This window comes from Actinoplanes sp. NBRC 103695 (assembly GCF_030269485.1).
Classification (GTDB): Bacteria; Actinomycetota; Actinomycetes; order Mycobacteriales; family Micromonosporaceae; genus Actinoplanes.
In genome coordinates this window covers 28817-51998 of sequence record NZ_BSTL01000025.1, presented here as the reverse complement: position 1 = coordinate 51998, position 23182 = coordinate 28817, and the positions used below count along the sequence as shown (strand labels likewise).

The 23182-nt window shown below is 71.0% G+C and carries 22 protein-coding genes; 8 read left to right on the top strand and 14 right to left on the bottom strand.

All coding sequences use genetic code 11. From position 1 onward, the window contains the following. Positions 1-49: 49 nt before the first annotated feature. Positions 50-2008, top strand: a complete 1959-nt coding sequence (locus QSK31_RS35830; protein WP_285689127.1) for a cellulose binding domain-containing protein — start codon at positions 50-52, stop codon at positions 2006-2008. 229 nt (positions 2009-2237) lie between these two features. On the opposite strand, the gene QSK31_RS35825 is transcribed toward QSK31_RS35830, so the two are convergent. The 5 genes from QSK31_RS35825 to QSK31_RS35805 all read right to left on the bottom strand — a co-directional run bounded on the left by QSK31_RS35825 (position 2238) and on the right by QSK31_RS35805 (position 7685). Beyond that, positions 2238-3206 (bottom strand): alpha/beta hydrolase, encoded by a 969-nt coding sequence (locus QSK31_RS35825; RefSeq protein ID WP_285689126.1) that lies wholly within the window; start codon positions 3204-3206, stop codon positions 2238-2240. 1 nt (position 3207) lies between these two features. After that, positions 3208-4689: a serine/threonine protein kinase gene (locus QSK31_RS35820; RefSeq protein WP_285689216.1), complete on the bottom strand. Its 1482-nt coding sequence runs from the start codon at positions 4687-4689 to the stop codon at positions 3208-3210. 170 nt (positions 4690-4859) lie between these two features. Continuing rightward, positions 4860-6356 carry a flavin-containing monooxygenase gene (locus QSK31_RS35815; protein WP_285689125.1) on the bottom strand — a complete coding sequence of 499 codons (1497 nt, stop codon included), beginning with the start codon at positions 6354-6356 and terminating at the stop codon, positions 4860-4862. Continuing rightward, the gene (locus QSK31_RS35810; protein WP_285689124.1) at positions 6317-6832 is read right to left on the bottom strand and encodes a cupin domain-containing protein; all 516 of its coding nucleotides are present in this window, start codon (positions 6830-6832) and stop codon (positions 6317-6319) included. The genes QSK31_RS35815 and QSK31_RS35810 overlap by 40 nt, the downstream gene beginning before the upstream one ends. An 82-nt stretch (positions 6833-6914) precedes the next feature. Continuing rightward, the gene (locus QSK31_RS35805) at positions 6915-7685 is read right to left on the bottom strand and encodes an IclR family transcriptional regulator (RefSeq protein WP_285689123.1); all 771 of its coding nucleotides are present in this window, start codon (positions 7683-7685) and stop codon (positions 6915-6917) included. A gap of 39 nt (positions 7686-7724) precedes the next feature. Between QSK31_RS35805 and QSK31_RS35800 the strand changes: the two genes are divergently transcribed. The 5 genes from QSK31_RS35800 to QSK31_RS35780 all read left to right on the top strand — a co-directional run bounded on the left by QSK31_RS35800 (position 7725) and on the right by QSK31_RS35780 (position 11020). Next, complete coding sequence (locus tag QSK31_RS35800) at positions 7725-8486, top strand: SDR family oxidoreductase (protein WP_285689122.1); 762 nt, start codon at positions 7725-7727, stop codon at positions 8484-8486. Beyond that, entirely contained in the window at positions 8486-8974 is a 489-nt protein-coding gene (locus QSK31_RS35795) for a cupin domain-containing protein (RefSeq protein ID WP_285689121.1), read from the top strand. The genes QSK31_RS35800 and QSK31_RS35795 overlap by 1 nt, the downstream gene beginning before the upstream one ends. A 74-nt stretch (positions 8975-9048) precedes the next feature. Next, the gene (locus QSK31_RS35790; protein ID WP_285689120.1) at positions 9049-9933 is read left to right on the top strand and encodes an alpha/beta fold hydrolase; all 885 of its coding nucleotides are present in this window, start codon (positions 9049-9051) and stop codon (positions 9931-9933) included. Beyond that, positions 9930-10868 carry a DODA-type extradiol aromatic ring-opening family dioxygenase gene (locus QSK31_RS35785; protein WP_285689119.1) on the top strand — a complete coding sequence of 313 codons (939 nt, stop codon included), beginning with the start codon at positions 9930-9932 and terminating at the stop codon, positions 10866-10868. The genes QSK31_RS35790 and QSK31_RS35785 overlap by 4 nt, the downstream gene beginning before the upstream one ends. Next, complete coding sequence (locus tag QSK31_RS35780) at positions 10865-11020, top strand: hypothetical protein (RefSeq protein ID WP_285689118.1); 156 nt, start codon at positions 10865-10867, stop codon at positions 11018-11020. Before QSK31_RS35785 ends, QSK31_RS35780 begins: the two co-directional genes overlap by 4 nt. 28 nt (positions 11021-11048) lie before the next feature. Here QSK31_RS35780 and QSK31_RS35775 read toward each other — a convergent pair whose 3' ends face one another. From QSK31_RS35775 to QSK31_RS35760, 4 genes are read right to left on the bottom strand one after another with little or no spacing between them, the layout of a single operon-like run. Then, positions 11049-12821, bottom strand: coding sequence for a bifunctional sugar phosphate isomerase/epimerase/4-hydroxyphenylpyruvate dioxygenase family protein (locus tag QSK31_RS35775; protein ID WP_285689117.1), 1773 nt, complete (start codon positions 12819-12821; stop codon positions 11049-11051). After that, positions 12818-13450 (bottom strand): TetR/AcrR family transcriptional regulator, encoded by a 633-nt coding sequence (locus QSK31_RS35770; RefSeq protein WP_285689116.1) that lies wholly within the window; start codon positions 13448-13450, stop codon positions 12818-12820. The genes QSK31_RS35775 and QSK31_RS35770 overlap by 4 nt, the downstream gene beginning before the upstream one ends. Before the next feature lie 7 nt (positions 13451-13457). Then, positions 13458-15215 (bottom strand): sensor histidine kinase, encoded by a 1758-nt coding sequence (locus QSK31_RS35765; RefSeq protein ID WP_285689115.1) that lies wholly within the window; start codon positions 15213-15215, stop codon positions 13458-13460. Further along, entirely contained in the window at positions 15212-15901 is a 690-nt protein-coding gene (locus tag QSK31_RS35760) for a response regulator transcription factor (RefSeq protein ID WP_502873063.1), read from the bottom strand. Before QSK31_RS35760 ends, QSK31_RS35765 begins: the two co-directional genes overlap by 4 nt. 77 nt (positions 15902-15978) lie before the next feature. On the opposite strand from QSK31_RS35760, the gene QSK31_RS35755 reads away from it, so the two are divergent. Continuing rightward, a complete protein-coding gene (locus tag QSK31_RS35755; protein WP_502873066.1) occupies positions 15979-17217 on the top strand; it encodes an MFS transporter in 1239 nt (412 codons plus the stop codon). A 355-nt stretch (positions 17218-17572) separates the two neighbouring features. On the opposite strand, the gene QSK31_RS35750 is transcribed toward QSK31_RS35755, so the two are convergent. From QSK31_RS35750 to QSK31_RS35740, 3 genes are all read right to left on the bottom strand, one after another. Further along, complete coding sequence (locus tag QSK31_RS35750) at positions 17573-18283, bottom strand: alpha/beta fold hydrolase (RefSeq protein WP_285689112.1); 711 nt, start codon at positions 18281-18283, stop codon at positions 17573-17575. Between the two features lie 67 nt (positions 18284-18350). Further along, positions 18351-18887: a GIY-YIG nuclease family protein gene (locus QSK31_RS35745; protein ID WP_285689111.1), complete on the bottom strand. Its 537-nt coding sequence runs from the start codon at positions 18885-18887 to the stop codon at positions 18351-18353. Positions 18888-18960: 73 nt separating this feature from the next. Then, positions 18961-20052 (bottom strand): hypothetical protein, encoded by a 1092-nt coding sequence (locus tag QSK31_RS35740; protein WP_285689110.1) that lies wholly within the window; start codon positions 20050-20052, stop codon positions 18961-18963. A 31-nt stretch (positions 20053-20083) separates the two neighbouring features. Between QSK31_RS35740 and QSK31_RS35735 the strand changes: the two genes are divergently transcribed. Next, positions 20084-20614 (top strand): GNAT family N-acetyltransferase, encoded by a 531-nt coding sequence (locus QSK31_RS35735; RefSeq protein WP_285689109.1) that lies wholly within the window; start codon positions 20084-20086, stop codon positions 20612-20614. Here QSK31_RS35735 and QSK31_RS35730 read toward each other — a convergent pair. Together QSK31_RS35730 and QSK31_RS35725 are read right to left on the bottom strand one after the other, a co-directional pair. Then, positions 20606-20875: a hypothetical protein gene (locus QSK31_RS35730; RefSeq protein ID WP_285689108.1), complete on the bottom strand. Its 270-nt coding sequence runs from the start codon at positions 20873-20875 to the stop codon at positions 20606-20608. The two genes, QSK31_RS35735 and QSK31_RS35730, sit on opposite strands and share 9 nt — an antisense overlap. Continuing rightward, positions 20868-23087: an EAL domain-containing protein gene (locus tag QSK31_RS35725; RefSeq protein WP_285689107.1), complete on the bottom strand. Its 2220-nt coding sequence runs from the start codon at positions 23085-23087 to the stop codon at positions 20868-20870. The genes QSK31_RS35730 and QSK31_RS35725 overlap by 8 nt, the downstream gene beginning before the upstream one ends. Positions 23088-23182: the final 95 nt, after the last annotated feature.

The window sequence follows — 23182 nt, the reverse complement described above, 5'->3', positions numbered from 1 at the left end:
ACTGAACTGTGGGAGCGCTCCCACATCCTTACGTCCTCAGGAGCACAGCATGTACCTGCCCATCGCCACCCTGGCCGCATCCCTCGTCCTTGCCGCTCCCGCTTCGGCCGCGGCCACCACCGTGGACGTCGACGTCCGTGCCGGGCTCGCCACCGTGCCCGCCACCGCGATCGGCGTCAACCACGCCATCTGGGACGCCGAACTCGGCACGAACGCCGTCGCCGACAAGCTGCGCGACGCCGGCGTCCGGATGGTCCGCTACCCGGGCGGCTCCTACGCCGACATCTACCACTGGCGCGACCACACCGCGCCGGGCGGCTACGTCGCGCCGAACACCGACTTCGACACGTTCATGGCGGGCGCCCGGCGGACCGGCGCCGAGCCGATGATCATCGCCAACTACGGGACCGGGACGGCGCAGGAGGCGGCCGACTGGGTCCGCTACGCCAACGTCACCAAAGGCTACGACGCCCGGTACTGGACGATCGGCAACGAGAACTACGGCAACGGTCACTACGGCGCGGCCTGGGAGGCCGACGAGCACGCCGACAAAAGCCCCCGCGAGTACGCGGCCACCGTCGTCGCCTACGCACGGGCCATGAAGGCGGTCGACCCGGACATCGAAATCGGCGCCGTGCTGACCATGCCCGGGAACTGGCCGGACGGCCTCGTCGGCGAAGGCGACACTGGCACCTGGAACCAGGAGGTGCTGACCCGGGCCGGCGACGTCATCGACTTCGTCGACGTGCACTGGTATCCCGGCGGCGGCACCGCGGCGGAAGCGGTGGACAAGGCCGCCCACATCGAGGACGCGGTCCACCTGCTGCGGGAGCAGATCGACGCGTACGGCAGGCCCGGCACCCGGATCAGCCTGACCGAGACCAACGTCGGCGTCGGACCGAACACCCAGCCCGGGGCGCTGTTCCTCGCCGACGTCTACACCGGACTGCTGGAACAGGGCGTCTTCACCGTGCAGTGGTGGAACGTGCACAACGGCATCGGCACCGTGTCGACCGTCGCCGGGCAGCGTGACTACGGCGACTTCGGGTTGCTGTCCAGCGGCACCTGCACCTCCGACGGCACGGTGTGCGAGCCGGCTCTGAACACGCCGTTCGCGCCGTACCACGCGCTGTCGATGGTCAGTGACTTCGCGCGGCCCGGTGACCGGCTGGTCCGGGCGAGCGCCGACGATCCGCTGGTCAGCGCCCACGCGTCCCGCCGGCCCGACGGCAGCCTGGCGGTGCTGCTGGTCAACAAGGATCCGTCGAACGCGCGGCCGATCGAGATCAACTATCACGGCTGGACACCGTCGACCGCTGCGCCGGTCGTGACGACCTACACGAACGGCGCGACGGCCGTCACCCCCGGCAGCGCTGGCGTGCTCCCGGCGTACTCGTTGACCCTGGTGACCCTGCAACCCGCCCGCGCCGAAGCGGGGCCGCCCGCGCCGAACGGTCTTGCGGCGAGCGCGGTCACCGACCGCTCCGCGACGATCGGCTGGACCGGCCGGCCCGGCGCGAAGTTCGAGGTCTACCGCCAGCACGGCGGGGCGAGCGAGCTTTGGGGCGAGACGACGGGTACGGGGCTGACGGTGGGCAACCTCGAACCCGGCCGCCGCTACACGGTGAACGTCATCGCCCGCGACGCCGCCGGCCGCCCGTCCCGCCCGTCGGCGCCGCTGACGTTCACGACGCCGGCGCCCGCGACCTCGACGTGCGGCGTGTGGCTGGTCCGCACCACCGACTGGGGCAACGGCTTCGTCTGGAACCTCGACGTCACGACGACCGGCACGCCGCCCGCCGACTGGACCCTGACCTTCACGTGGCCCACGACCTGGCAGACCATGACCGGCGGCTGGAACGCGACGTGGGAGCAGGTCGGCCGGACCGTCCGGGTGACCGGCACCGGCACACCGACGACGGTCGGCTTCACCGGCTCCTACAGCGGCCCGAACGTCCCGCCCAGCGTCTTCACCCTCAACGGCACGATCTGCTCGACGCTCACCTGATGCCGAGGCGGCGACGAACTTCCTCAGCGTCTCTGCGGTTGCCGCTCGCACCCCGTCCGGATCCGGGCTGAGGCCCGCATCGGCCGCCCAGCGCCGGGGTTGCCAGGCGGCCGGGGGTGCCTCGCCGTGGCTACGCCGCTCGCGTCTGTGGCCCTGCCGCTCGCGTCTGTGGCCATGGGCGCGGTGGTAGATCCGTGCACGAGTGGTAGTGCCTGGCGTGGTTGGCGCGCTACGTGCCCTCGTAGAGGGAGATGTAGCGGGCGTACAGGTCGGCGGCTCGGGGGCCGAGGCTGTTCGGGCCGACGATGTCATGCGGGAGGTCGAGGTCGGCGGGGATCACGTACTCGGTGAGCTTGACGTCGTTGGTCTCGGCTATCTCGCGGGGGATCTCGAAAGCCTCACGCAGGTCGATCAGGCGGTCGGCGCCGGACGCCGTCACCGCGAGCGCGGTCAGGGACTCGTTGACCGGGCGGTCCTTGTAATTGGCCCGCACCTGGAGGTACTGGGCCAGGGCGGAATAGAACATGTCGCCGTTCTTGCGCTCGGGGACCAGGCGGTGGCCCCACAGGACGGTCATCGGCTTGATCAGCGCCGGTGGGGCCTGGGTGGCGTCGGGGGCGTAGAAGGGGGCCAGCAGGAGGGCGCGCTTCACGTCGGAGCGGTACTCGGTCAGCCAGGTCGCCAGGTTGCCGCCGCCGGACAGGCCCACCACGCCGAACTCGTCGCCCAGGCCCGCGGAAACGGCTGCGGAACCGTCCGCGTAGTCGATCAGCTCGTGGGCGGACACCCACTCGTGAGCGTCCTCGTCGACGCGGCCGTGGCGGGGCTCGCGGGGGACGTACACGTTGTAGCCGCGGTCGTAGAAGAGCTTCGCCAGGCGGCTGAAGCCGTCGGGGCAGCCGGTGTAGCCGTGCAACATCAGGACGGTGCGGGCGGTGCGCCGGCCGTGCGTCAGGAATTGGGTTCGGCACTCCGTGCGTACCGTCGGATCGGTCTGGTCCTGGGTGACCTGACGCTGCGCCGCGGCCGTGGCAGCGGCGAAATCCAGCGCCGGCGCCGACGAACGCCGCAGGCGGTCGTCGCCCAGCGGCCAGAGGTAGACCGTGGCGACGGCCAGCAACAACACGACGACGGGCAGCGTGACGAACAGGAGCCAGCGCCGCCGGGGTGGGCGGGTCTTTTTCGCGATGACGCGCATGTCAGTGGCGCCACTTCTGGTTGCCGGTGCCGTTGCAACCCCAGATCTGGGCCTGCGCCCCACCGGCGCTGCTGCCGTCCGGCGCGTCGACGCACTTGTCGGCGGCGACGCTGACCAGGTCGGACGCGTTTCTGTAGGCGAACTTCTGGAACGCCGAGCCGGAGCAGGTGGCAGCGAGCAGCCGGGCGCCGTTGTCGGTGCCCTGGATCTGGACGCACTTGCCGAGCACCCGCAGCGTGCCGTCGGTGGCGAGGTTGAACTTCTGCCCGGCCGTGCCGTCGCACGACCCCAGTTGCAGCGCGCCCCCGGAGTCGGGGAGGTGCAAGCAGGTGCCGGACTGCACGTTCTCGAGCGGGCTGCCCGCCGCGGCCGGCTTGGCGGGAGTGGACGACGGCTTCGACGGCGCGACCGGCTTCCGCTTGGTCGGACCCGCCGAGGGGACGGGCGCCTGCTGCTCGGAGGCGGACGCCTGCGGCTTGGCGGCCGGCACCGACGGCGGCACGAACGGCGCGCCCGGTGCCGAGGACGGGACGGTCTGCGGCGCCGGGACGAGGACCGGCGTGTCCTGGGCCGTGGTGAGCATCGGGGGGGCCGTGATGCCGACGATCGCGACGACTGCCGCGGCGGCCACCAGGGCGGCGATCAGCTTCCTGCGGGACTTGCGCGGAGGTACGCCGGTCAGCGCCGCCCGGAGCAGGCGCTCGGCGGTCGCGGCGTCGGCCCGTTTCGCCGGATCCCTCTGGAGCAGGCCGTCCAGTGCGGGCTTCAGCGACCCGGCTTGCGTCGGCGGACGCGGCGGCTCGGTGGCCAGCGCGGCCAGGGTCGCCATCGGGGACGACTTCGAGTACGGCGGCCGGCCCTCGACGGCCGCGTAGAGCGTCGCGCCCAGCGACCACAGGTCGGCGGGCGGCCCGATCGGCTCGTCGAGCGCACGCTCCGGCGCCAGGTACGACGGTGAGCCGAGAACCACCCCGGTGCTGGTCATCGAGCTGTCCCCGGCGGCCGTGGCCAGCCCGAAGTCGGTCAGCACGACCCGGCCGGCGGCGCCCAGCAGCACGTTCGCGGGTTTGACGTCGCGGTGCAGCAGCCCGGCCTGATGCGCGGCGCGCAGGGCGGCCAGCACGCCGAGCCCGACCTCGGCCGCCCGTGCCGGTTGCATCGGGCCGTCCTTGCTGACGACGTCGAACAGGGAGCGGGACGGGACCAGCTCCATCACGATCCACGGCTCGCCGCGCTGGTGCAGGACGTCGTAGATGCGGACCACGTTCGGATGGTCGATCCGGGCGATGGCACGGGCCTCACGGATCACGCGTACGCGAAGGTCGGCCTGCTCCACCTCGGAGAGACCCTTCGGCAGCACCAGTTCCTTGACCGCCACCTCCCGGCCGAGCAACTCGTCGCGAGCAGCCCAGACGCGGCCCATCCCACCCGCGCCGACCAGCGCCACCAGTCGGTAACGATTGGCGATCACACCCGTCGGCATCTGGGACACGACGGAACCGTACCGGCCTTCGCGCATGCCACACCCCCCGCGGTTCACAACGGGTGGTTTTGGACATGGTTCAACGCCCGCCAATCTCTGGCATGGCGTGGAACCTGTTCGTCGCGCTGCCTCGAGCCTGAGTCGCGGGAGAACTACGAGAACGGTGTCAGCTACCGCCACCCGGACGGCAACGAGGTTGGTCGGGGCGGTATGCCCTCCAAGGACTGAGCTCGGAGCCGGGCCACCAGGGCCGGGGTCACCTCGCGGTACGCGGACGGGTCCACCGGGTTCAGCCAGTGCGACGCGCGGACCCGCTTGCTGATGTTCAGGTCCAGGTCGTCGAGCACCTCGTCGACATTCTTCATGGAGAACGGGATGATCTTGGTGCCGCGGCTGTGGTGCCGGTCGGTGGCCTCGTCCATGAACGCGATCTGCTTCTCCGCCCGCGTACGCATCTCTTCGGGGTCCGGCAGCGGCACCGCGCCGGCCAGATGGGCCGCGATCCACACCGCGGCCATCTCCGCGTTGAGCGGGCTGAAGAAGGACGAGTTGTAGCCGTTGAAGTAGAGGCCGTCGACGCCCAGCGGCAGGATCTGCCGGTAGAGCAGGAAGTTGCCGCGCTCGTCGAAGAGCTTCTCCTCGAGACCGGAGAGGAACGGCACGCCCTGCTTGAACCCGGTCGAGCAGACGATCAGGTCGGCCGGGAGCACGGTGCCGTCGGAGAGCTCGGCGAAACCGGGCCGCAGCCGGGTGATCGTGACGTCCCGGTGGACGACGATCCGGCCCGCCTCGACGCCCTCGAAGAAGCCCTCGGTGGCCAGCCCGATCGCGCCCTTGACGATGCCCTCCATCGTGCCGCGCGGCACCAGGCCCAGCTTGTCGAGCTTGAACTGCCGGCGGGACACCGAGCCGATCGAGTTGAGCATGTTGCGGCGCATCGGGTTGCCCGGGCCGTGCAGGAACTTCTCCAGGCCGCGCAGCCGGTGGTAACGGAAGAGCGCCTCGCCCATCCGGGTGAGCAGCAGCATCTTGAAGTTCACCACGCCGGCGATCTTCCGCGGCACCTTCCACAGCAGCTGCCGGGCGATCACGTGGGTGCTCGCGGCCTCCTCGCTGAGCGGCACGGTCACGTCGCAGGCGGACTTGCCGTAGCCGACGACCAGCACGTTCTTGCCGCTCGCCATCGAGGCGTCATGCATCTGCGTTCCGGCCAGAACCTCGCCGCCGGCCGCGGTGAACTCGTCGACGCCGGGCCAGGAAGGCATGTTCGGCTCGCAGAACACGCCGTTGGCCACGACCAGCCGGTCCACCACGTCGACCTCGCCGGAGTCGAGCGTCAGCGCCCACGTGCCGTCGATCGGGGCGGCCCGCTCGACGCGAGTGTTCAGGCGCGGTGCGATGCCGAATTCTGCGGCGTAGGAGGCCAGCCACGACTGCACCTGGGCGCCGGTCGGCCACTCCGGGAAGTCCTTCGGCATCGGGTAGTCGGAGAGGCCGTACGTGGACTTGGCGCTCTGCGTGGTCAGTCCCGGGTAACGGCGGGTACGGCTCCAGACGCCACCCACGTCCGGCGCCGAGTCGTAGACGACAACCTCGTGTCCCGCCTGCTGAAGCGTCTTGGCGGTGGTCAACCCGGCCACGCCGGCGCCGATGATCCCGACGCGCATGGCTTCAGTGCCCCCCCGCCGGGCGGCGGGAGCTGCATCTGGATCCCGAACTCCTCCATGATCGGCTTCAGCGTCGCCATGTCCTTCGGGCCGGGCGGCAGCTCACCGAGCGCCTGGTAGTACGCCTCCAGGCCGGCCGGGGAGACCACCGAGACGACCCGGGCCTCGTCGCCGTACGGGTTCCGGAACGTGTGCACCACGTTGCGCGGCAGGTAGAGGTAGTCGCCGAACTCGAGGGTGAACTCCTCGCCGCCGAGCGACACGTCCAGCCGCCCGGCGAGGCAGATGAACGACTCGTCCTCGCGGGTGTGGGTGTGCGGTGGCGGGCCGTTGGTCTCCGGCGGGATCGCGTACTCGAAGAGTGAGTAGGCGTCGCGGGTCGCCGACCCGTTCGCCTTCATCGTGATGTTCAGCCCGATCGCCGGGATCTGAGTCCCCTTGCGCGAGCTGAGCATGTATCCACCGCCGAGACTCACGGTTACCTCCACGTTTCCGGGGGATGTGCGCTGGTTCACAGCGTGCGGTCCGGCGAAGAAAACGGCCTAGCGACGGTCCCGCTCAGCGGGACGGAAAACTGGAGCTGGAGTACGCCCGGGAGGCGGCCGCCGCGGCCAGACGCACCGCCGGCCCGGCCCGGTCGGCCCGGATCAGCGCGGCCGGCCCGGTCACCGAGACGGCGGCGACCACCCCGCCCAGGGGCCCGAAGATCGGCGCCGCCACGCAGCTCATCCCGATGTTGCCCTCCTCGCGCTCGACGGCCAGCCCGCGATCGGGGATGGCGGCCAGCTCCCGGCGCAGCGCGGTGGCCGTGGTGATGGTCCGCGGGGTGCGCCGCTCCAGCCCGCCGTCGATGACCGCCTGCACGGTGGCCTCGTCGCTGTGTGCCAGGATCGCCCGCCCGAGGGCCGAGCAGTACGCCGGCAATAACGCCCCGACCTGCGACAACATCGGCATCGGACGATGTCCGGTGATCTTCTCGACGAGCAGCACCTGGATGCCGCTGAGCACCCCGAGCTGCACGGTCGTCCGAGTGGCGTGGAACAGGTCCTGCAGGAACGGCAGCGCCGCCTCGCGCAGCTCGTGCCGGACCGGCGCCAGGCCGGACAGCTCGAACAGCCGGTTGCCGATCCGGTACCGCTCGGCCGGCTTGTCCAGCCAGCCCAGCCTGAGCATCTTGTCGGCGGTCCGGTGGGTGGTGGACCGGGGCAGCCCGGAGCGGGCGACCAGCGCGGCCAGCGTCAGCTCGCGGTGCTGCTCGTCGAAGGCGCCGAGGATCGCGGCGGCCCGATCCAGCCCGCCGGCGCCGGCGTCCCGCTCAGCGGGACTCACCGTAGGTCCGGAAAGGTCATGACGGTCAGGCTAGGCGCTATGACGGAGCCAGTCAGCAGAAGAACGGCGCTTGTCGGCGGCGGCGCCTCGGGCATCGGCTTCGCGAGCGCCGAGTGCCTGGCGCGGGCCGGGCACGACGTCGTGCTGGTCGGCCGTCGCCCGGAGCCGCTGGACAAGGCCGCGGCCACGCTGGCCGAGCGCACCGGCGCCGCGGTCAGCACGGTCGTCGCCGACCTGGCCGTGGACGTTCCGCGGCTCACGACCGCCGCCGACGTGCTCGTGCTCAACGCCGGTGGCCCGCCGCCCGGCCGCATCCTCGACGTGACCGACGACGGCTGGCAGCACGCCTTCGATCTGCTGCTGCGCGGGCCGTTGCGGCTGGCCCGCGCGGCATTGCCGGCGATGGCCGACCGGGGCTTCGGGCGGGTGGTCCTGGTGACCTCGACGGCCGTCCGGCAGCCGCAACCCGACCTGGCCACCAGCGTGGTGCTGCGGGCGGCGGTGACCAGCGCGGCCAAGCTGCTGTCCCGGGAGTACGCGGACCGCGGCGTCACGGTCAACTGCGTGGCGCCCGGACCCACCGCCACCGACCGGCGTCGCCAGATCCTGACGGCCCGGGCGGACGCCGCCGGCACCACCTACGCCGAGCTGGACGCGGCCGACGTCGCCACGGTTCCCCTCGGGCGGGCGGGCCTGCCCGAGGAGGTCGGCGCGGCCGTCGCGTTCCTCGCCTCGGCTGCCGCAAGCTACGTCAACGGGACCGTGCTCACGGTCGACGGTGGCAGAACGGAGACCCCCTGATGGCGACGTCCGGACCGAACTTCGACATGGCCGACTTCCTCGGCGCGATCTCGGCGCGGGTACGGCCCAGCCAGGCCCGCCCGATCGTGGTGCACGACAGCGAGCTGGAGACGCTGCCCGCCGCGAAGGTGCACAACCCGACCACGCTGCGGATCGCCGGGAGACTGCCGACCGCCACGTTCGAGCTGTTCCGGCAGACCATCCCGGCCGGGCTGAGCTCGGACATGCAGCGGCACTACCACGAGACCGTGCACTTCGTGATCTCCGGAACCGGCCACACCGAGGTGGAGGACGAGGTCGAGCAGTGGTCCACCGGCGCGTTCGTCTACACGCCGCCGTGGACCTGGCACCGGCACCACAACGACTCCGCGGACCAGCCGGTCGAGTTCCTGACGATCGAGAACTCGCGGCTGCTGAGCCTCTTCGGCGTCGCCCGCCGGGAGAGCGCCGGCCTCGTGACCATGAAGGAAGCCCGGGAGGGGATATGAGCGGGAGCGGGGAGGCTACGGCCTCAAGCACGACGGCGAATGATCGCCGAGCCGCGGAGCGTGGCCAGCACAACATGACGCACATCAGCATCTGGGGCGAGCTGGCCACGGTCGAGCACGAGCTGCGGTTCGTGGACGTGGGCGGCGTCCGTACCCGAGTCCTGAGAGCGGGGAACGACGGCCCGGACCTGATCCTGCTGCACGGCACGGGTGGTCATCTCGAGGCGTATGCCCGCGACATCGCCGGGCTGGCGGCCGACTTCCGGGTCACCGCGTACGACATGGCCGGGCACGGGTGGTCGGACACGCCGGACCGCCCGTACACCATCGATGTCCTGTCTGATCATCTGATCGGGCTGATGGACACGCTGGGCATCGCCCGCGCCCACCTCTCCGGCGAATCACTCGGCGGCTGGGTGGTGGCCTGGACCGCCGCGCATCATCCGGAACGGGTGGATCGGCTGGTGCTGAACACCCCGGGCAACATCGCGAACAAGCCCGAGGTGATGGCCCGGATGCGGGACAGCACGATGGCCGCGGTCCGCGACCCGAGCGACGCGACCGTCCGGCGGCGGGTGGAGTTCCTCTTCCACCACAAGGAGATGGTCACCGACGAGCTGGTGCGGCTGCGCCAGGCGGTCTACAGCCGGCCCGGATTCGTCCAGGCGATCACCAACACCCTGGTGCTTCAAGATCCTGAGGTACGCAAGGACTACGCCTGGGGGCCGCACTGGGTGAGCCGGGTGACCGCGCCGACGCTGCTGCTCTGGACCGAGCACGACCCGACCGGCGGCCTGGACGAGGCGGACCTGCTGCTCGGCTGGCTGCCGGACGCCCGCCTGCACGTGATCGCCGACGCCGGGCACTGGCCGCAGTGGGAGAAGGTCGGCGAATACCTGGACGCGCACCGCGACTTTCTGCTGCTCGACAGAGCCGTCTCGCGAGGGAACCCACAATGACCGAGATCATCGGCTTCGTGGGGATGTCCCACTCGCCGTTCGCCACGTTGCTGCCGCCGGGCGCCGAGGGGGAGCCCGGCACGCACTTCCTGGCCGACGCGCGCCTGGTCGCCACGGCGGTCTCCGAGCTACGGCCGGATGCCGTCGTGGTGATCGGGCCCGACCACTTCCACGCCAACTTCTACGACCAGATGCCGCCGTTCGTGCTCGGCGTCGAGGAGGCCGTCGGCTTCGGCGACTTCGGCAGCACGGCCGGTCCGCTGCCGGTCGCGTCCCGGCTGGGCTGGGCGATCCGGGACGGGCTGGACGACGCCGGGTTCGACGTCTCGCTGTCGTACGCGCTGACCGTCGACCACGGCGTGGTGCAGAGCTACGAGATGAGCACCGGCGGACTCGAGGTCCCGATGGTGCCGCTGGTCCTGAACACGGCCGCGCCGCCGCTGCCGAGCCTGGCCCGCTGCGTCGCGCTGGGTGAGGCGCTCGGCACGGCGATCCGTCGGGCGCCCGACGCCGGACGGGTGCTGATCGTGGCCAGCGGCGGGCTCTCGCACTGGTTGCCCTCCAACGACCCACGCGACCCGTCGGTGGTCGGCGACCGCCGCGCGTCCCTGATCCACGGCCGCGAGGACGCCCGCGCGTTCGCCGCGGTCCGGGAACCCCGGGTACGCGCGATGGCCGGCAACCCGGACGCCCCGGTCAACGCCGACTGGGACCGCTGGTTCCTGCGTCAGCTCCACACACTCGACCTCGATCCGATCGTCGCGCTGGGGCACGACAAACTGGAGGAGGAGGCGGGCAGCGGCGGTCACGAGGTCCGCACCTGGCTGGTCGGCCACGCGGCGGCCGGGCTGCCGCTGGTCTGGGACAGCTACGAGCCGGTGCCCGAGTGGATCACCGGCATGGGCATCGGCACCACCTTTCCGGTGCCCGCATGATGTCCGCGTCCGCCCGCGATCTCGGCGACCCGCTGCGGGCCGGGCAGGTGGTGCTCTCCGGCGCGCTCGGCCCGATGGTCCCGGTGATGGCCGGTATCGAGGTGTCGGCGACGCTGACCGTCCTCGGCACCGCGTCGACAAGGTTCTCCTGACGAGACCTGATCGTGGCCGTCGCCCGGCTCAACTCGACAGGCGGGCGTGGCGGTGCGCTGCCATCCGTACCGGAGCGTTGGTCTCGCCGAAGGCGTCGTAACCGCCCGTGCGCTGGACGATCTCGAAGAAGACGCGCCCGCCGAAGACCGGGGTGTAGAGGTGCAGCAGCTCGCCGCCGGTCGCGTCGCGGTCGTAGAGGATGCCGAAGCGGCGCAGGCGTTCCACGGTCTCGTCCGGCAGCGCGAAGCGAGCCCGCAGGTCGGCGTAGTAGTTGTCCGGCACCGGCAGGGTCGGGCCGATCGCCTCGGCCGTGGCGAAGATGTCGTCCGTGGCGAAGGCGAGGTGCTGCGGGTCGACCACCGCGGGCGCCCAGTCGCCGCGACGCAGCAGGGCCACCGTGAGGGCCAGCCGGATCGTGCGGTCGCCGGTGGCGAAGGCCCGTGAGCGCATCAGGCCGAACGGCGCCGCGTACTCCTCGGTGGTGAGCTGGGTCAGGCCGAGCACCGAGCGGTAGAACAGACCGGCCTCGTCGAAGTGGTCGAACGGCTGGGCCAGTCCGAGATGGTCGGTGTGGGTGAGCCCGGCGCCGCCGGTGTCGATCTCGCCAGTGGCCAGGAAGTCCGCCCGCCAGTCGTCATCGTCGCGGCTGAACAGGATCGTCGAGCCGTCCGGGGCGGCCACCGAGGTCAGCTCCGCCTCGCGCGGGCCGCGGGTCCGGGGGAGCGGAGGCGCCAGCAGGGCCTCGGCGCGGACGCCGGACTGTGCGGGGTCCGCGCTGGTCAGGGCGAAGGCGCTGAGCGACGCGGTGCCGGGAGTCCGCGGGCGGGTCACGGCGCTGTTCAGGATCACCCGGCAGGCGCCCTGCTCCCAGAGCTCGACCGGCTTGGAACGATGCTGGCCCGTGTGCGTGAAACCCAGGCCGCGCAACGCTTCCTGGAGTTCCGGCCCGGAGCGGCCGTCCACCCCGAACTCGGTGAAGGCGTGAGCCCGCAACTCCGGTGCGGCGGGAACCTCCTCCAGGGCCAGCAGCGAACGCATGGCATCCACGGCCGTTCGTTCCGGATCGGATTGCCGGAAGACGTCGTTGAAGACCTCCAGGGACAGGGGGCCGTCGTAGTTCTTCAGCCGGCCGAGAAAATCGGACAGATCGAACGATCCCTGGCCGGGGAAGAGCCGGTGGTGCCGGCTCCACTGCAGGACGTCCATCCGCAGGTGCGGCGCATCCGCCAGCTGCACGAAGAAGATCTTCTCGGGCGGGATGTCCTCGATACCGTCGAGAGTGGACGATCGCGACAGGATGTGGAACGAGTCGAGACACAGCCCCAGCGCGGGGTGGTCGGCGGCCCGGACGATCCGCCACGAGTGATCCCAGGTGTTGACGTGCCGGCCCCAGGCGAGGGCCTCGTAGGCGATGCGGATCCCTCTCCCGGCCGCCGCGTTCGCCAGTGCCGCCAGCTGTTCCGCTGCCAGGTCGTCATCGTCCATCGCTTCGGCCGACACTGAGCTGCACACCAGCAGCGTGTCGGCGCCGAGCTCGGCCATCACCTCGAACTTGTGCTCAGCGCGCCTCAGAGCAGCGGCCGGATGCGGGGTCGCCTCGAAGTCGCGGAACGGCTGGTAGAGATAGATGCTCAGGCCCAGATCGGCGCACCGGGACCGGACCTCGGCCGGCGACCACGGCGACACGATCAGGTCGTTCTCGAACAGCTCGATCCCGTCGAACCCGGCCGCGGCGGCCGCGGCCAGCTTGTCGTCCAGCGTCCCGGAGACGCAGACCGTGGCGATCGATCGGCGGGTCATGGCTTCTGCAGGTAACCGGCCACCATGTCGGCGACCATCGTGCGGTAGTGCTCCCGGCTCGCCGGGTCCAGCAGGTCCCGGCCGAAGATCGCGCCGAACGTGTGCCGGTTCGCCACCCGGAAAAAGCAGAACGCGCTGATCATCATGTGCACGTCCAAGGCGTCCACGTCGTCGCGGAACAGCCCGTCGGCGTGGCCGCGGGCCAGCACGCCGCGCAGCACGTCGACGGCCGAACTGTTCAGGTCGACCAGCCGGGCCACGTGCGTCATGTGCCTGCCCTGCTGCGCGTTCTCCGCGCCGACCAGGTTGATGAACGACGGATGGGCCTCGTGATGGTCGAACGTCACCTCGGCGATCCGGCGGATCGCGCCGACCGGGTCGAGATGTTCGACGTCGACCTCGCGCTCGGCGGCCCTGATCTCGGCGTACGCCCGCTCCAGCACGGCGAGGTAGAGCTGCTCCTTGCCGCCGAAGTAGTAGTAGATCATCCGTTTCGTGGTGCGGGTACGCGCGGCGATCTCGTCCACCCGGGCGCCGCTGTAGCCGTTCTGCGCGTACTCCTCGGTGGCGACCGCCAAGATGTCGGCCCGGGTGCGCTCGGCATCACGCCGTCGATCCGCGACTTCCATGTACTAATTAGTACATCAGGGTGGCCGTGAACGTCGTCCCCGAGCCCAGCCTGCTTTCCACGGTGATGTCACCGCCGTGCGCCTCGGCGATCTTGCGGGCGATCGGCAGGCCCAGCCCGCTGCCCCCGGTGGCCCGGTTGCGCGACTCGTCGGCGCGCCAGAACCGGTCGAACAGCCTCGGCAGGTCCTCGGCGGCGATGCCGGCCCCGGTGTCGATCACCGCGATGCTGAGCCGGTCCGCCTCGACGCCGGTACGGACAGTGACCGCGTCGCCCGGACGGCTGTGCCGGATGGCGTTGGAGAGCAGGTTGCCGACCAGCTGACGCAGCCGCACCGGGTCCGCCACCACCTCCGGATCCCCGGCGTACTCGGTGACCAGCCGCACCCCGCCGGCCCCGGCGTTGGGCAGATGCGCGTCGACGACCTGGTCCACCGCGTCGTTCACGTGCAGGGCCTCCGGGTGCATGCGCAAGCTCCCGGCGTCCGCCGCGGCGAGGTCACGCAGGTCATCCACGATGTGCTGCAGGTGCACCGTCTCGTCGTGCAGCAGCGTGAGCAGCGGGCCGTCGACCGTCGCCAAACCGTCCTGCACGGCCTCCAGCCAGCTGCGGATGTTGGTCAGCGGGTTGCGCAGCTCGTGGGCCACGTCGTTGACCATCGCCTTGCGCTGCCGCTCGGCCAGTTCCCGGCGTTCGGCGAGCTCGTTCAGCGCGGTAGCCAGATAACCGATCTCGTCACGGCTGGTGACCGCCACTCGCTGGTTGTCGGCCGGTCGCTGCGCCGCCTCGGTCAGCGCACGCAGCGGCCGCACCAGCCGGCCGCCCACCAGGATCGTGACGAGCACGGCGAGGATCAGCACGACAGCTGTGGCCGTACCCGTGCGAATGAGGTTCTGGCGGGAGAGCGGGAAGGCGGCCTGGGCGGTCGGATCGGCCGGGTCGGTGACGAACAGCAAGGCCGGAGGCGCGGCGTACGGCTCGAGCTGGGTCCGCCGAGCCTGATCCACGCAGCCGGCCGCCCGATCCGTCAAACCCTGGTCGAACCAGCCGGTGGCCTCGTCGAGCACCCGCACCGAGAGGTCCGGGCCGACCAGCAACTTCCGGGGATCCGCCCCGGCACAGGCGGCGATGAGCTTGCCGAGCGAGGCGAGCGCCCGGGTCTCGGTAGGCGTCGCCGGCGGCACCACCGCGCACGGGAAGTTCGGCTTCGCACTGACATTGGTGACCACCAGCGTGGGACGGCCGTGCGGACCGTCGACGATCTGCCCGTCCGCGTCGTTGTGGCGGATGCACTCCATCGACTCCGCCAGCTTCGCGCGGATCTGTCTCTGCTCGGCCGGCGTCGTCCGATAAGGACCGACGACCCGAGGATCGATGCGACCGGTACGCCCGGCCAGCCCCGGATCCACCGACAGCGGATCCACGGTCGCCGAGGGACGCGCCGTCGCCAGAGACGGGCCCGCCCGCGAATCGACGATCACCTCGCGGTCCACCGTCATCAGCGTGATCCGCCGATCCAGCTTCGCCGCCCGCGTGGCGACCAGCGGCCGCACACCCGACCAGTCCCGGTGCGTGGCCGCGTAGCCGAGCAACTCGTCGTACACGCCCTTGTCGTCGCTCAGCGACTGCCCGAGCTGCTGCTGGATGGTCCGCGACGTGGCCTGCGACGCCAGCCACGAGGCCGCCACGATCGCCGCGACCGCGATCGTCAGGGACGCCACCAGCAGGCGGACGATCAGGCTGCGATGCGGAGGAACCCGCGTCACGGCGGGCCCGCGGTCAGCTTGTAGCCGATCCCGTACACCGTGAGCAGGCGGGACGGCCGCCGAGGGTTCGGCTCGATCTTGCGCCGCAGATTGAGCACGTGCACGTCGATGCTGCGCTCGACCGAATCCCGGTCCACGCCCCGGGTGTGCTGCAACAGCTGCGCGCGGGTGAAGACCCGCTCCGGCTGCCCGGCCATCGCGGCCAGGATCGCGAACTCGCCCGGCGTGCACTCCACCAGCTCGTCGTCGACGTGCACCCGATGGAGGGTCACGTCCACGGTCACCCGGCCGACGGTCATCCTTTTGAACGTTTTCGTACGCCGCAGCAGCGCCCGCGCACGCGCGGTCAATTCCCGCGGACTGTACGGCTTCGTCAGATAGTCGTCGGCACCGCCGTCCAGACCCGTCAGCAGATCGTCCTCACCGGCGCGCGCGGTGAGCATCAAAATGGGGATGTCCGATTCCGCCCGCAGAATCCGGCACACGCTCAAACCGTCCAGGCGCGGCATCATGATGTCCAGCACCAGCAGATCCGGAGGACGCCGCCGGGCGTGCTCCAGAACTGCCCGCCCGTCGTGCACCACGAGCGCGTCGTGGCCGTCGGCCGTCAGATAGCGCCGCAGCACCTCGGCCTGACCGCGGTCATCCTCGGCGACCAGCAGATATGCGCACACGGCGACGACCATAACCGCCGTTCAACCGATGCGCCGCAAACCTAATAGGTTCCTGACATCGGCCCCTCGGCGCGTACAGTCGCGCGGTGATGAGGCTGGTGGACCGGGCGCTGCCGCCCCGCCTGGGTGTGCCCTTCCGATGGCTGCTCGGCTCGTCCTGGTCGACGAACCTGGGCGACGGCATCGCGGCCGCCGCCGGCCCGCTGCTGGTCGCGGCGCTGACCGACGAGCCGTTCCTGGTGTCGATGGCCGCGCTGCTGCGGTGGGCGCCGCCGATGGTCTTCGGCCTCTACGCCGGGGTGCTGTCCGACCGGCACGACCGGCGGCGCATCGTGCTGGTCGCCAACGCCGTCCGCCTGCTGGTGCTGGCCGGGCTGGTGGCCGCCCTGGCGACCGACCGGCTGACCGTGGCCGGGGCGCTCGCCGGTCTGGGCCTGCTCGCCACGGCCGAGGTGTTCGCCGACAACACGACCGCCACGCTCACCCCGATGCTGGTGCCCCGCGCCGACCTGGCGATCGCCAACGCCCGCGTCCAGACCGGCTTCCTGACACTCAACCAGCTGGCCGGCCCACCGATCGGCGCGGCACTGTTCGCAGCCGGGTACGTGTGGCCGTTCGTCGCCGAGACCATCCTGGTGTGCGCCGGTCTGCTGCTGCTGTCCCGCCTGGTGCTGCCACCCGCCACGGCGCCGAACCGGGAACGCGGCGTGCTCCGGGACATCCGCGAGGGTTTCGCGTGGACGATCAGGCACGCCGCCGTCCGTACCCTCGTATTGACGATCTTGATCTTCAACGTCACCTTCGGCGCCGCCTGGTCGGTCCTGGTGCTCTACGCCTCCGAACGCCTCGGCCTGGGCGCGCTCGGCTTCGGCCTGCTCACCACCGTGTCCGCGGTCGGCGGCCTGCTGGGCACAGGCCTGTACGGCTGGATCACCGCCCGCGTCAGCCTGGGCAACGTGATGCGCGCCGGCCTGATCATCGAAACCCTGACCCACCTGGCCCTGGCCGTCACCACCGCCGCACCGGTGGCGCTGGCGATCTTCTTCGTCTTCGGCGCGCACGCCTTCATCTGGGGCACAACGTCGGTCACAGTCCGCCAGCGCGCCGTCCCCGACGCTTTGCAGGGCCGGGTGACCAGCGTCAACACCATCAGCGTGTACGGCGGCCTCGTCGCCGGCTCGGCCGTCGGCGGCGTCCTGGCCACCCACTTCGGCGTGACTGCGCCGTTCTGGTTCGCGTTCGCGGGCTCTGCGGTCTTCGTGGTCCTGCTGTGGCGCTCCCTGACCAGCATCGCCCACGCGGACAGCGACGCGGCGACCGCGAGCTAGGTCGCGCCCGGCCCCGCGCCCGCCCGTGCCCGACCCCGCGCCTCGCGCCCGTGCTCGACCCCGCGCCTCGCGCCCGTGCTCGACCTCGCGCCTCGCGCCCGTGCTCGACCTCGCGCCTCGCGCCCGTGCTCGACCCCGCGCCTCGCGCCCGTGCTCGACCCCGCGCCTCGCGCCCGTGCTCGACCCCGCGCCTCGCGCCCGACCTCGCGCCTCGCGCCCGACCTGCTGCCGCAGCTCACGCTCGGCGGGGTCGGGCCCTGGCATACCCGGCCGAAACCCCACGCCCGGCGAAAGCGCCGGCAGCAAGCGCACCCACCAGAAGGCCCGGGCCCTACCGGACTTCCTGCGAAAGTCGCTAAAGCGTGTCCGGCTGATCGGCAGACCCCAGGAAGGCGTCCACCGCTGCTACGAACTCGGCCGGGCGGTCCTTGTGGACGTGGTGGCCCGCGTCGAGGGTGACAAGGCGGGCGTCGGGCATCAGCTCGACGGTGTCCGTGAGCAGCTCATGGGGGATCGGGCTGTTGCTGCCGCCGACGATCAGGGTCGGGACCGTGATCCCGGCCAGCCCCTCCCACCAGGCGGGGTCCGGTTCGTTGATCTGCGCCCGGATGGCGTTGACCGCCGCGAAGTCGAAGGGTGTCGGTTCCTCCGGCGGATCCAGCGGCGGCCGCGGCAGCGCACCCGGCCGGGGCGCTGTCACGTCCTCGAGCACCAGCCGATCGAGCAGCTCCGGTGCGGTCTGGGCGAGCAGGATCGCCACCGTCCCGCCCATCGAATGCCCCACGAGCACGCACTTCTCGATGCCCAGGGCCGCGAGGAACCCGGCGACGTCGTCCCGCATCAGCTCGAACGAGTAGCGCCCCGGCTGCGAGCTGAGCCCGTGCCCCCGCAGATCCAGCGCGAAGACCCGATGCCGCCGGGCGAGCGCGGGCAGCACCCCGTCCCAGTCCGCGGCCGCGTCCCCGAGTCCGTGCAGCAGAACCATCGGCGGACGATCCGGATCCCCGGCAGCCCGATAGGCCAGCGCCACCTCATCGACGTCCGCCACACCCGCCTCGCCGATCATGCCGCAACCCTAGCGCCGAGCTGACGCGGCATCTGGCCACTCGACACGTGCGCCTGTGCGACAGCGATCAGCCGGCGACCGTCCCGCCGGGACCTGGGACGACCGGCAGGGTGCGTGCTATCTCGCGTTGGGCCGCCCGCGCCGCCCGCAGGGCCGCGCGGAATGGACCGTGGCTGTTGTCCTTCAGATTCAGCGGCAGCACAAGGTTCTTGATGAGCTCCAACTCGAGCAGCCACGGCTCCTCGTGTTCCATCCACGCGACCCGCGCGTGGTCGGCCATCCAGGCGCTGAGCACGTGCTCGCCTTCGACGAAGGTCAGCCGGGCGCTGTTGCCGACCCGGCGCAGACCCAGATCCAGGCGTTCCGCGAGCAGGCACCCGAGGGTGAGGCGAAGCGTGGAACTCGAGGCGTTGCCTCGGCAGTGGTTGCGCAGCCGGTTCCGGAGAGTCTGGCGGCTGGGCGAGGCACCGTTGGCGGCGGGCTCCCGAGGAGCGATTCCCACGTACAGCAACTGACCGGCGTCGGTCGAGTGGCACCCGTCGGTCGGCACGCCGGGTGGCGTCTCGTCGAAGTACCAGCCGTACACCCCGGACTTGCGCGGCACCGGGGAAGGTCGCGCGAGTACGTCGGCTCGACCGTATGTCCGTGGAGGATCCAGAAGCGCGTCGGGGCCCATGTCAGACGAGGAAGCGGGCTCGTAGGGCGGCGACGAGGTCGGCTGCGCGGTCCTCGTAGGTCGCTTCGGTGTGGGTGAACGCCTCGACCACTGCCTGCAGCGGGTCGTCCTCGGTTGCGCCGAAGAGGGCCGGGATCGCGAAGGACGGGCGGTGGATCGGGTAGCGGGGCGGGGGCGGGTCGTCCGGCCTGACGAACCTGGACGACGCGATCAACCTTGTCGGGTCTGGATGGAGATGTGCGAATGCCGCATCCAGGTCGGTGAAAGGTGGCGGCAGCGGGACGTCTCGGTCCAGGGCGTCCAGGGCTGCCACCGCTTGCGGGTCGTCGGTGAGGCCGGCGTGCGTGAAAGCCTCGCGGGCGAGCCAGCGCGCGATCTCCCGCTGGCGTGGCGCGGGCAGCAGGGCCAGGTCGTCGAGCAGGTCGCGGTGGGTGGCGGCCATGGTGCGGGCGTTGCCGGTCAGCTCGCGCAGACGGGGTGTGGGTGCCACGCCGCCCCATTCGCGGCGTTCGCGTTCGGCTGCCCACTGGGCCTGCTGGGCTGCCTTCTTCTGCTCCTCGGCGGCGCGGGCCGCGGCCCGTTCGGCCTGGGTCGGTGGCGGCGGGGTCTCCTGCGCGACGCCGTGCCAGTACGCGGCGCTCCGGCTCGTCTCCCGCAGGATGGCGTCGGGCGCGGGCGCCGCCGGCCAGAGCTGGAGCAGGTAGCGGTCGACCGGAGTCTCCAGGTCGGTGGCCTCCTCCATGCCGGTCGCGCAGTAGCGGGCGCGGAGGCTGCCGGTCGCCGGGAGGCGTAGCTGGTGGGACTCCTCGAAGGCGGAGAGGGTGACGTCGTGCGACGCCGCCTCGAAGGGGACCTCCACCACCTCCTCCCAGTCGTCGGCGGGCGGCGGCTCGGTGTCGTGCCAGGTCATGGTGAAGGGCACGGGTCCGGTGTGCAGGCCGGTGATCATCGCGAGCGCGCCGGGCTCGGCGGCGCCGCACAGGCCGTTGCGCTGGCCGCCTGAGGCGTGCGACAGGTCGGGCAGGTCGTCGTCGACGGTCAGGTTGATGAAGCGGTAGTGGACGTGGATCTCGCCGTCGAAAATGACAGTCACGCGGACATGATGCCCGGTAACGTCGCGCGGCGTGATCCTTCGTGAAGAGGCGGTCGCCGATCATGATGCGGTGCGTGAGTTGCACCGGGTGGCGTTCGGCGAGGATGGCGACAAGGTCGCCGAACTGGTTGACGCCTTGCGGCGTGACGAACCGGGCCGCACGGGTGTGGTCGCCGAGGACGACGGTGTGGTGGTCGGGCATGTGTTGTTCACCAAGAACCTGCTGGACGCGCCCGAGCGGCTGGTGGATGTGCAGGTGCTCAGCCCGATCGCGGTCGCGCCGGACAGGCAGCGGCAGGGTGTCGGCAAGCGGCTGATCGAGCACGGGGTCGCGCTGCTCGACGCGCGCGGCGTACCCCTGCTGTTTCTTGAAGGCGACCCGGCCTATTACTCACGCCGCGGTTTCACGCCGGGCGGTGACCACGGGTTCCGGAAGCCGTCGCTGCGGATCCCGGACGCTGCGTTCCAGGTGGTCAAGCTGTCGTCCTACGAGGAGTGGATGACCGGGACGCTGGTCTACCTGCACACCTTCTGGGACTGGGACTGCGTGGGATTACGGTGATCCCAGGAGCAGCGGGTCGAGGCGGCCCAGCAGCTGCTCGGTGCTGACGTTCGGTGGCAGGTCGATCGACAGGCTGATCTCGGGGCCGCGGACCGTCAGCTTGATCGGCTCGTCGCCGGCCCGCCGCGGCCGGCGCAGGCGCCACTGCCGGATCGAGGTGGCCAGCCGGGGCGCGTACTGCTGGAGGGTGGCCAGGGTGACGATGCTGGCGGACGCGTTGATTCCGTCGATGGCGACGATGACGCCCTCGACGTCACGCACCTTTTCGTAGGGAAGCGCGATCTCCCGCAGGACCTCCTCGGGCAAGTTCAATCGCACGGGGGTCGACGTCGCCACTGACACGGTCGGCTATCTCCTTCCGGGTCTCGAGGGCCATCTGCCGCAGCGTCGCCGCGGCCGGCTGCCCGGTGATGTAGCCCTGGACGTGCCGGATCTTGTTCTCGTGGATCTGCCGCAGGGTCACCGGCGATTCGGCGTCGACGCCCTCGACGATCACCACCCGGGGAGCGTGGGTTTCGCCCCGGTCGTGGGCGTCGCGGGCCACCGACACGATGAAGTCGAGTTCCTGCAGGGCTGTCCGGTGGTGCAGGACCGCGCGGTCCACCTTGATCTGGGTCAGTGGGAGTTCCGCCATCCGGGAGGTCGACGCGTAACCGGAGCCGAAGTCGTCGACCGCGAACGCCACGCCGACGTCGCGCGCGATCGCGGCCAGGCGGTTGTGGAAGTGGGCGTGCGGCTCGTCCGGCCATTGCTCGTCGCTGCGCGGCTCGATCGGGTCGCCCTCGGAGATCTCCAGGGTGACGGCGCTCGGTTCGAGGTTCGCGGCGGCGATCGCGGCGCGCAGGGTGGCGATGTAGGAGTCGCTGAGCAGCGATCGGACGGAGACGTTGACGGACACCGGTTTCGGCACGTCCCAGGGGCCGTCGGTGTGCGCACGGGCGTACGCCAGAAGGGCCTTCTCGGTAATGATCTTGTCTCGTTCGATGACGAAACGGTCGCCCCAGGTGTGTGCGACCTGCAGCATGGCGCCCGGCGCGCTCTGGTCGGCGAGTGAGCGGCGGGCCAGCGCCTCGTAGCTGTGCACGCCGACCTGGTGCCAGGTCGCCCCGATCGTGACGATGGGTTGGAAGACGATGCTCAGCGTCCGCAGAATCTCCTGGTAGAGCTGGAAGCAGCGCTCGTACAGGGCGGTGGGTAGCCGGCCGCAGGTTTGCCGCAGGGCGGTCAGCACCAGCGTCTCCGCCTCCAGCGGGTGCGCGGCGAAGTCGGAGCGCCAGACGGTCTCCAGCACCTTGGCCAGGGGTTGCCCGATCGCCGCGAGTTCCGGTCGCGGGTCCACCACCACGAGGAAGAGCGCACGGGTGATCGGTGCGCAGAACAGCGTGAGACCGTCGTACTGGACGGTGTGGCCGAACCACACCGGGTTCGACGGGATGAACTCGTCCTCCGGCGGCCGGAGGAAGTGCTGCAGACGCTCGCGGTCGAACCGGGAGGTGCCGTCGATCGTCACGACACCGGTGGCGGTGTACTCGAGAAGGGCCACCGAATCGGCACCCATGGCGGCACGGAGGTATTCGACCCGTTCGCCGCCGTCCGGCGAAACGCCCGAGGCCTGGGGCTCCGCGGCGAATCGGGAGATGCGGTCGATGAGGGCGAGGATGTCGTCGGCGTACCGGTCGAGCGGGTTTTCCAGACGTTCCAGGATGACGCCGTCCGGCATCGAGGTCAGGGCCGGGCGGTCGGATTCGGAATGGTCGTCGCCCGGCCGGGTGAGGACGGTGGTGCCGCCCCAGCTCTTCGTCACGACGCCCGGGGCCGGGTCCAGGTCCTGTTCCAGGACGTAGTTGCTCATGGCCTGGAACGTCACCTGCCCGCGGCGGTCCATCGCCTGGCCGCGCAGGCCGGCGAGCACGTGGCGGGAGAGGGCGCCGGGACGGTCGTGCGTGCTGGCCATGAGCGCGCTGTAGCGCGCCTCCGGCCGCCCCTCGTGGCTGATCAGGTCGATCCGCTGGCCCGGGGTGGCGAGCAGGCTGCCCGCGCGGCAGCAGTCGAGGATCAGCAGGGCGGTGCCGCGGCATTTGCCCAGTACGTCCCGTTTGAGGTAGGCCATCCGCAGGCCGGCGTCCGGGTTCTGGGAGAGCGCCCGGTCGTCGAGGTCGGAGGTGACCAGGTAGACGTCGGTGTCGTGGCTCCACTCGGGGGCCATGGTGTGCCCGGCGAAGTAGACCAGGAGCACGTCATCAACATCGGACTCGCGAACCGCGCGGGACAGCGAGGCCTTGACCGCGTCGACCGTGGCGTCGGGTCCGAGGTGAAGTGCGACGTCGGCCGGGTCGAAGGTGCCGATCTCGGGATCGCAGAGAACATCTCGCACCGACAGTGCGTCTTTTTCGGCGTTACGCAGCGAGGGAAGACCGGCGTCGAGAGCGGAGTCGTCGACGCCGATGATCACCGCACTGCGCCGACCGGCCACCTGTCGTCCCTGAAGTCGGGCCCTCCATGCTGGACGGCGCACGAATGCAAAGCCTGGTCATGGTAGCGAGTTGTCAAGGTGACTCAAACTTGATC

Coding starts and splice junctions, on each gene's coding strand:
- QSK31_RS35815 (WP_285689125.1), bottom strand. CDS start 6,356: ATGCGCGTCGGGATCATCGGCGCCGGCGTGGCCGGGTTGACCACCGCC.
- QSK31_RS35820 (WP_285689216.1), bottom strand. CDS start 4,689: ATGCCGACGGGTGTGATCGCCAATCGTTACCGACTGGTGGCGCTGGTC.
- QSK31_RS35830 (WP_285689127.1), top strand. CDS start 50: ATGTACCTGCCCATCGCCACCCTGGCCGCATCCCTCGTCCTTGCCGCT.
- QSK31_RS35795 (WP_285689121.1), top strand. CDS start 8,486: ATGGCGACGTCCGGACCGAACTTCGACATGGCCGACTTCCTCGGCGCG.
- QSK31_RS35750 (WP_285689112.1), bottom strand. CDS start 18,283: ATGATCGGCGAGGCGGGTGTGGCGGACGTCGATGAGGTGGCGCTGGCC.
- QSK31_RS35785 (WP_285689119.1), top strand. CDS start 9,930: ATGACCGAGATCATCGGCTTCGTGGGGATGTCCCACTCGCCGTTCGCC.
- QSK31_RS35780 (WP_285689118.1), top strand. CDS start 10,865: ATGATGTCCGCGTCCGCCCGCGATCTCGGCGACCCGCTGCGGGCCGGG.
- QSK31_RS35770 (WP_285689116.1), bottom strand. CDS start 13,450: ATGGAAGTCGCGGATCGACGGCGTGATGCCGAGCGCACCCGGGCCGAC.
- QSK31_RS35790 (WP_285689120.1), top strand. CDS start 9,049: ATGACGCACATCAGCATCTGGGGCGAGCTGGCCACGGTCGAGCACGAG.
- QSK31_RS35775 (WP_285689117.1), bottom strand. CDS start 12,821: ATGACCCGCCGATCGATCGCCACGGTCTGCGTCTCCGGGACGCTGGAC.
- QSK31_RS35800 (WP_285689122.1), top strand. CDS start 7,725: ATGACGGAGCCAGTCAGCAGAAGAACGGCGCTTGTCGGCGGCGGCGCC.
- QSK31_RS35760 (WP_502873063.1), bottom strand. CDS start 15,901: ATGGTCGTCGCCGTGTGCGCATATCTGCTGGTCGCCGAGGATGACCGC.
- QSK31_RS35755 (WP_502873066.1), top strand. CDS start 15,979: ATGAGGCTGGTGGACCGGGCGCTGCCGCCCCGCCTGGGTGTGCCCTTC.
- QSK31_RS35825 (WP_285689126.1), bottom strand. CDS start 3,206: ATGCGCGTCATCGCGAAAAAGACCCGCCCACCCCGGCGGCGCTGGCTC.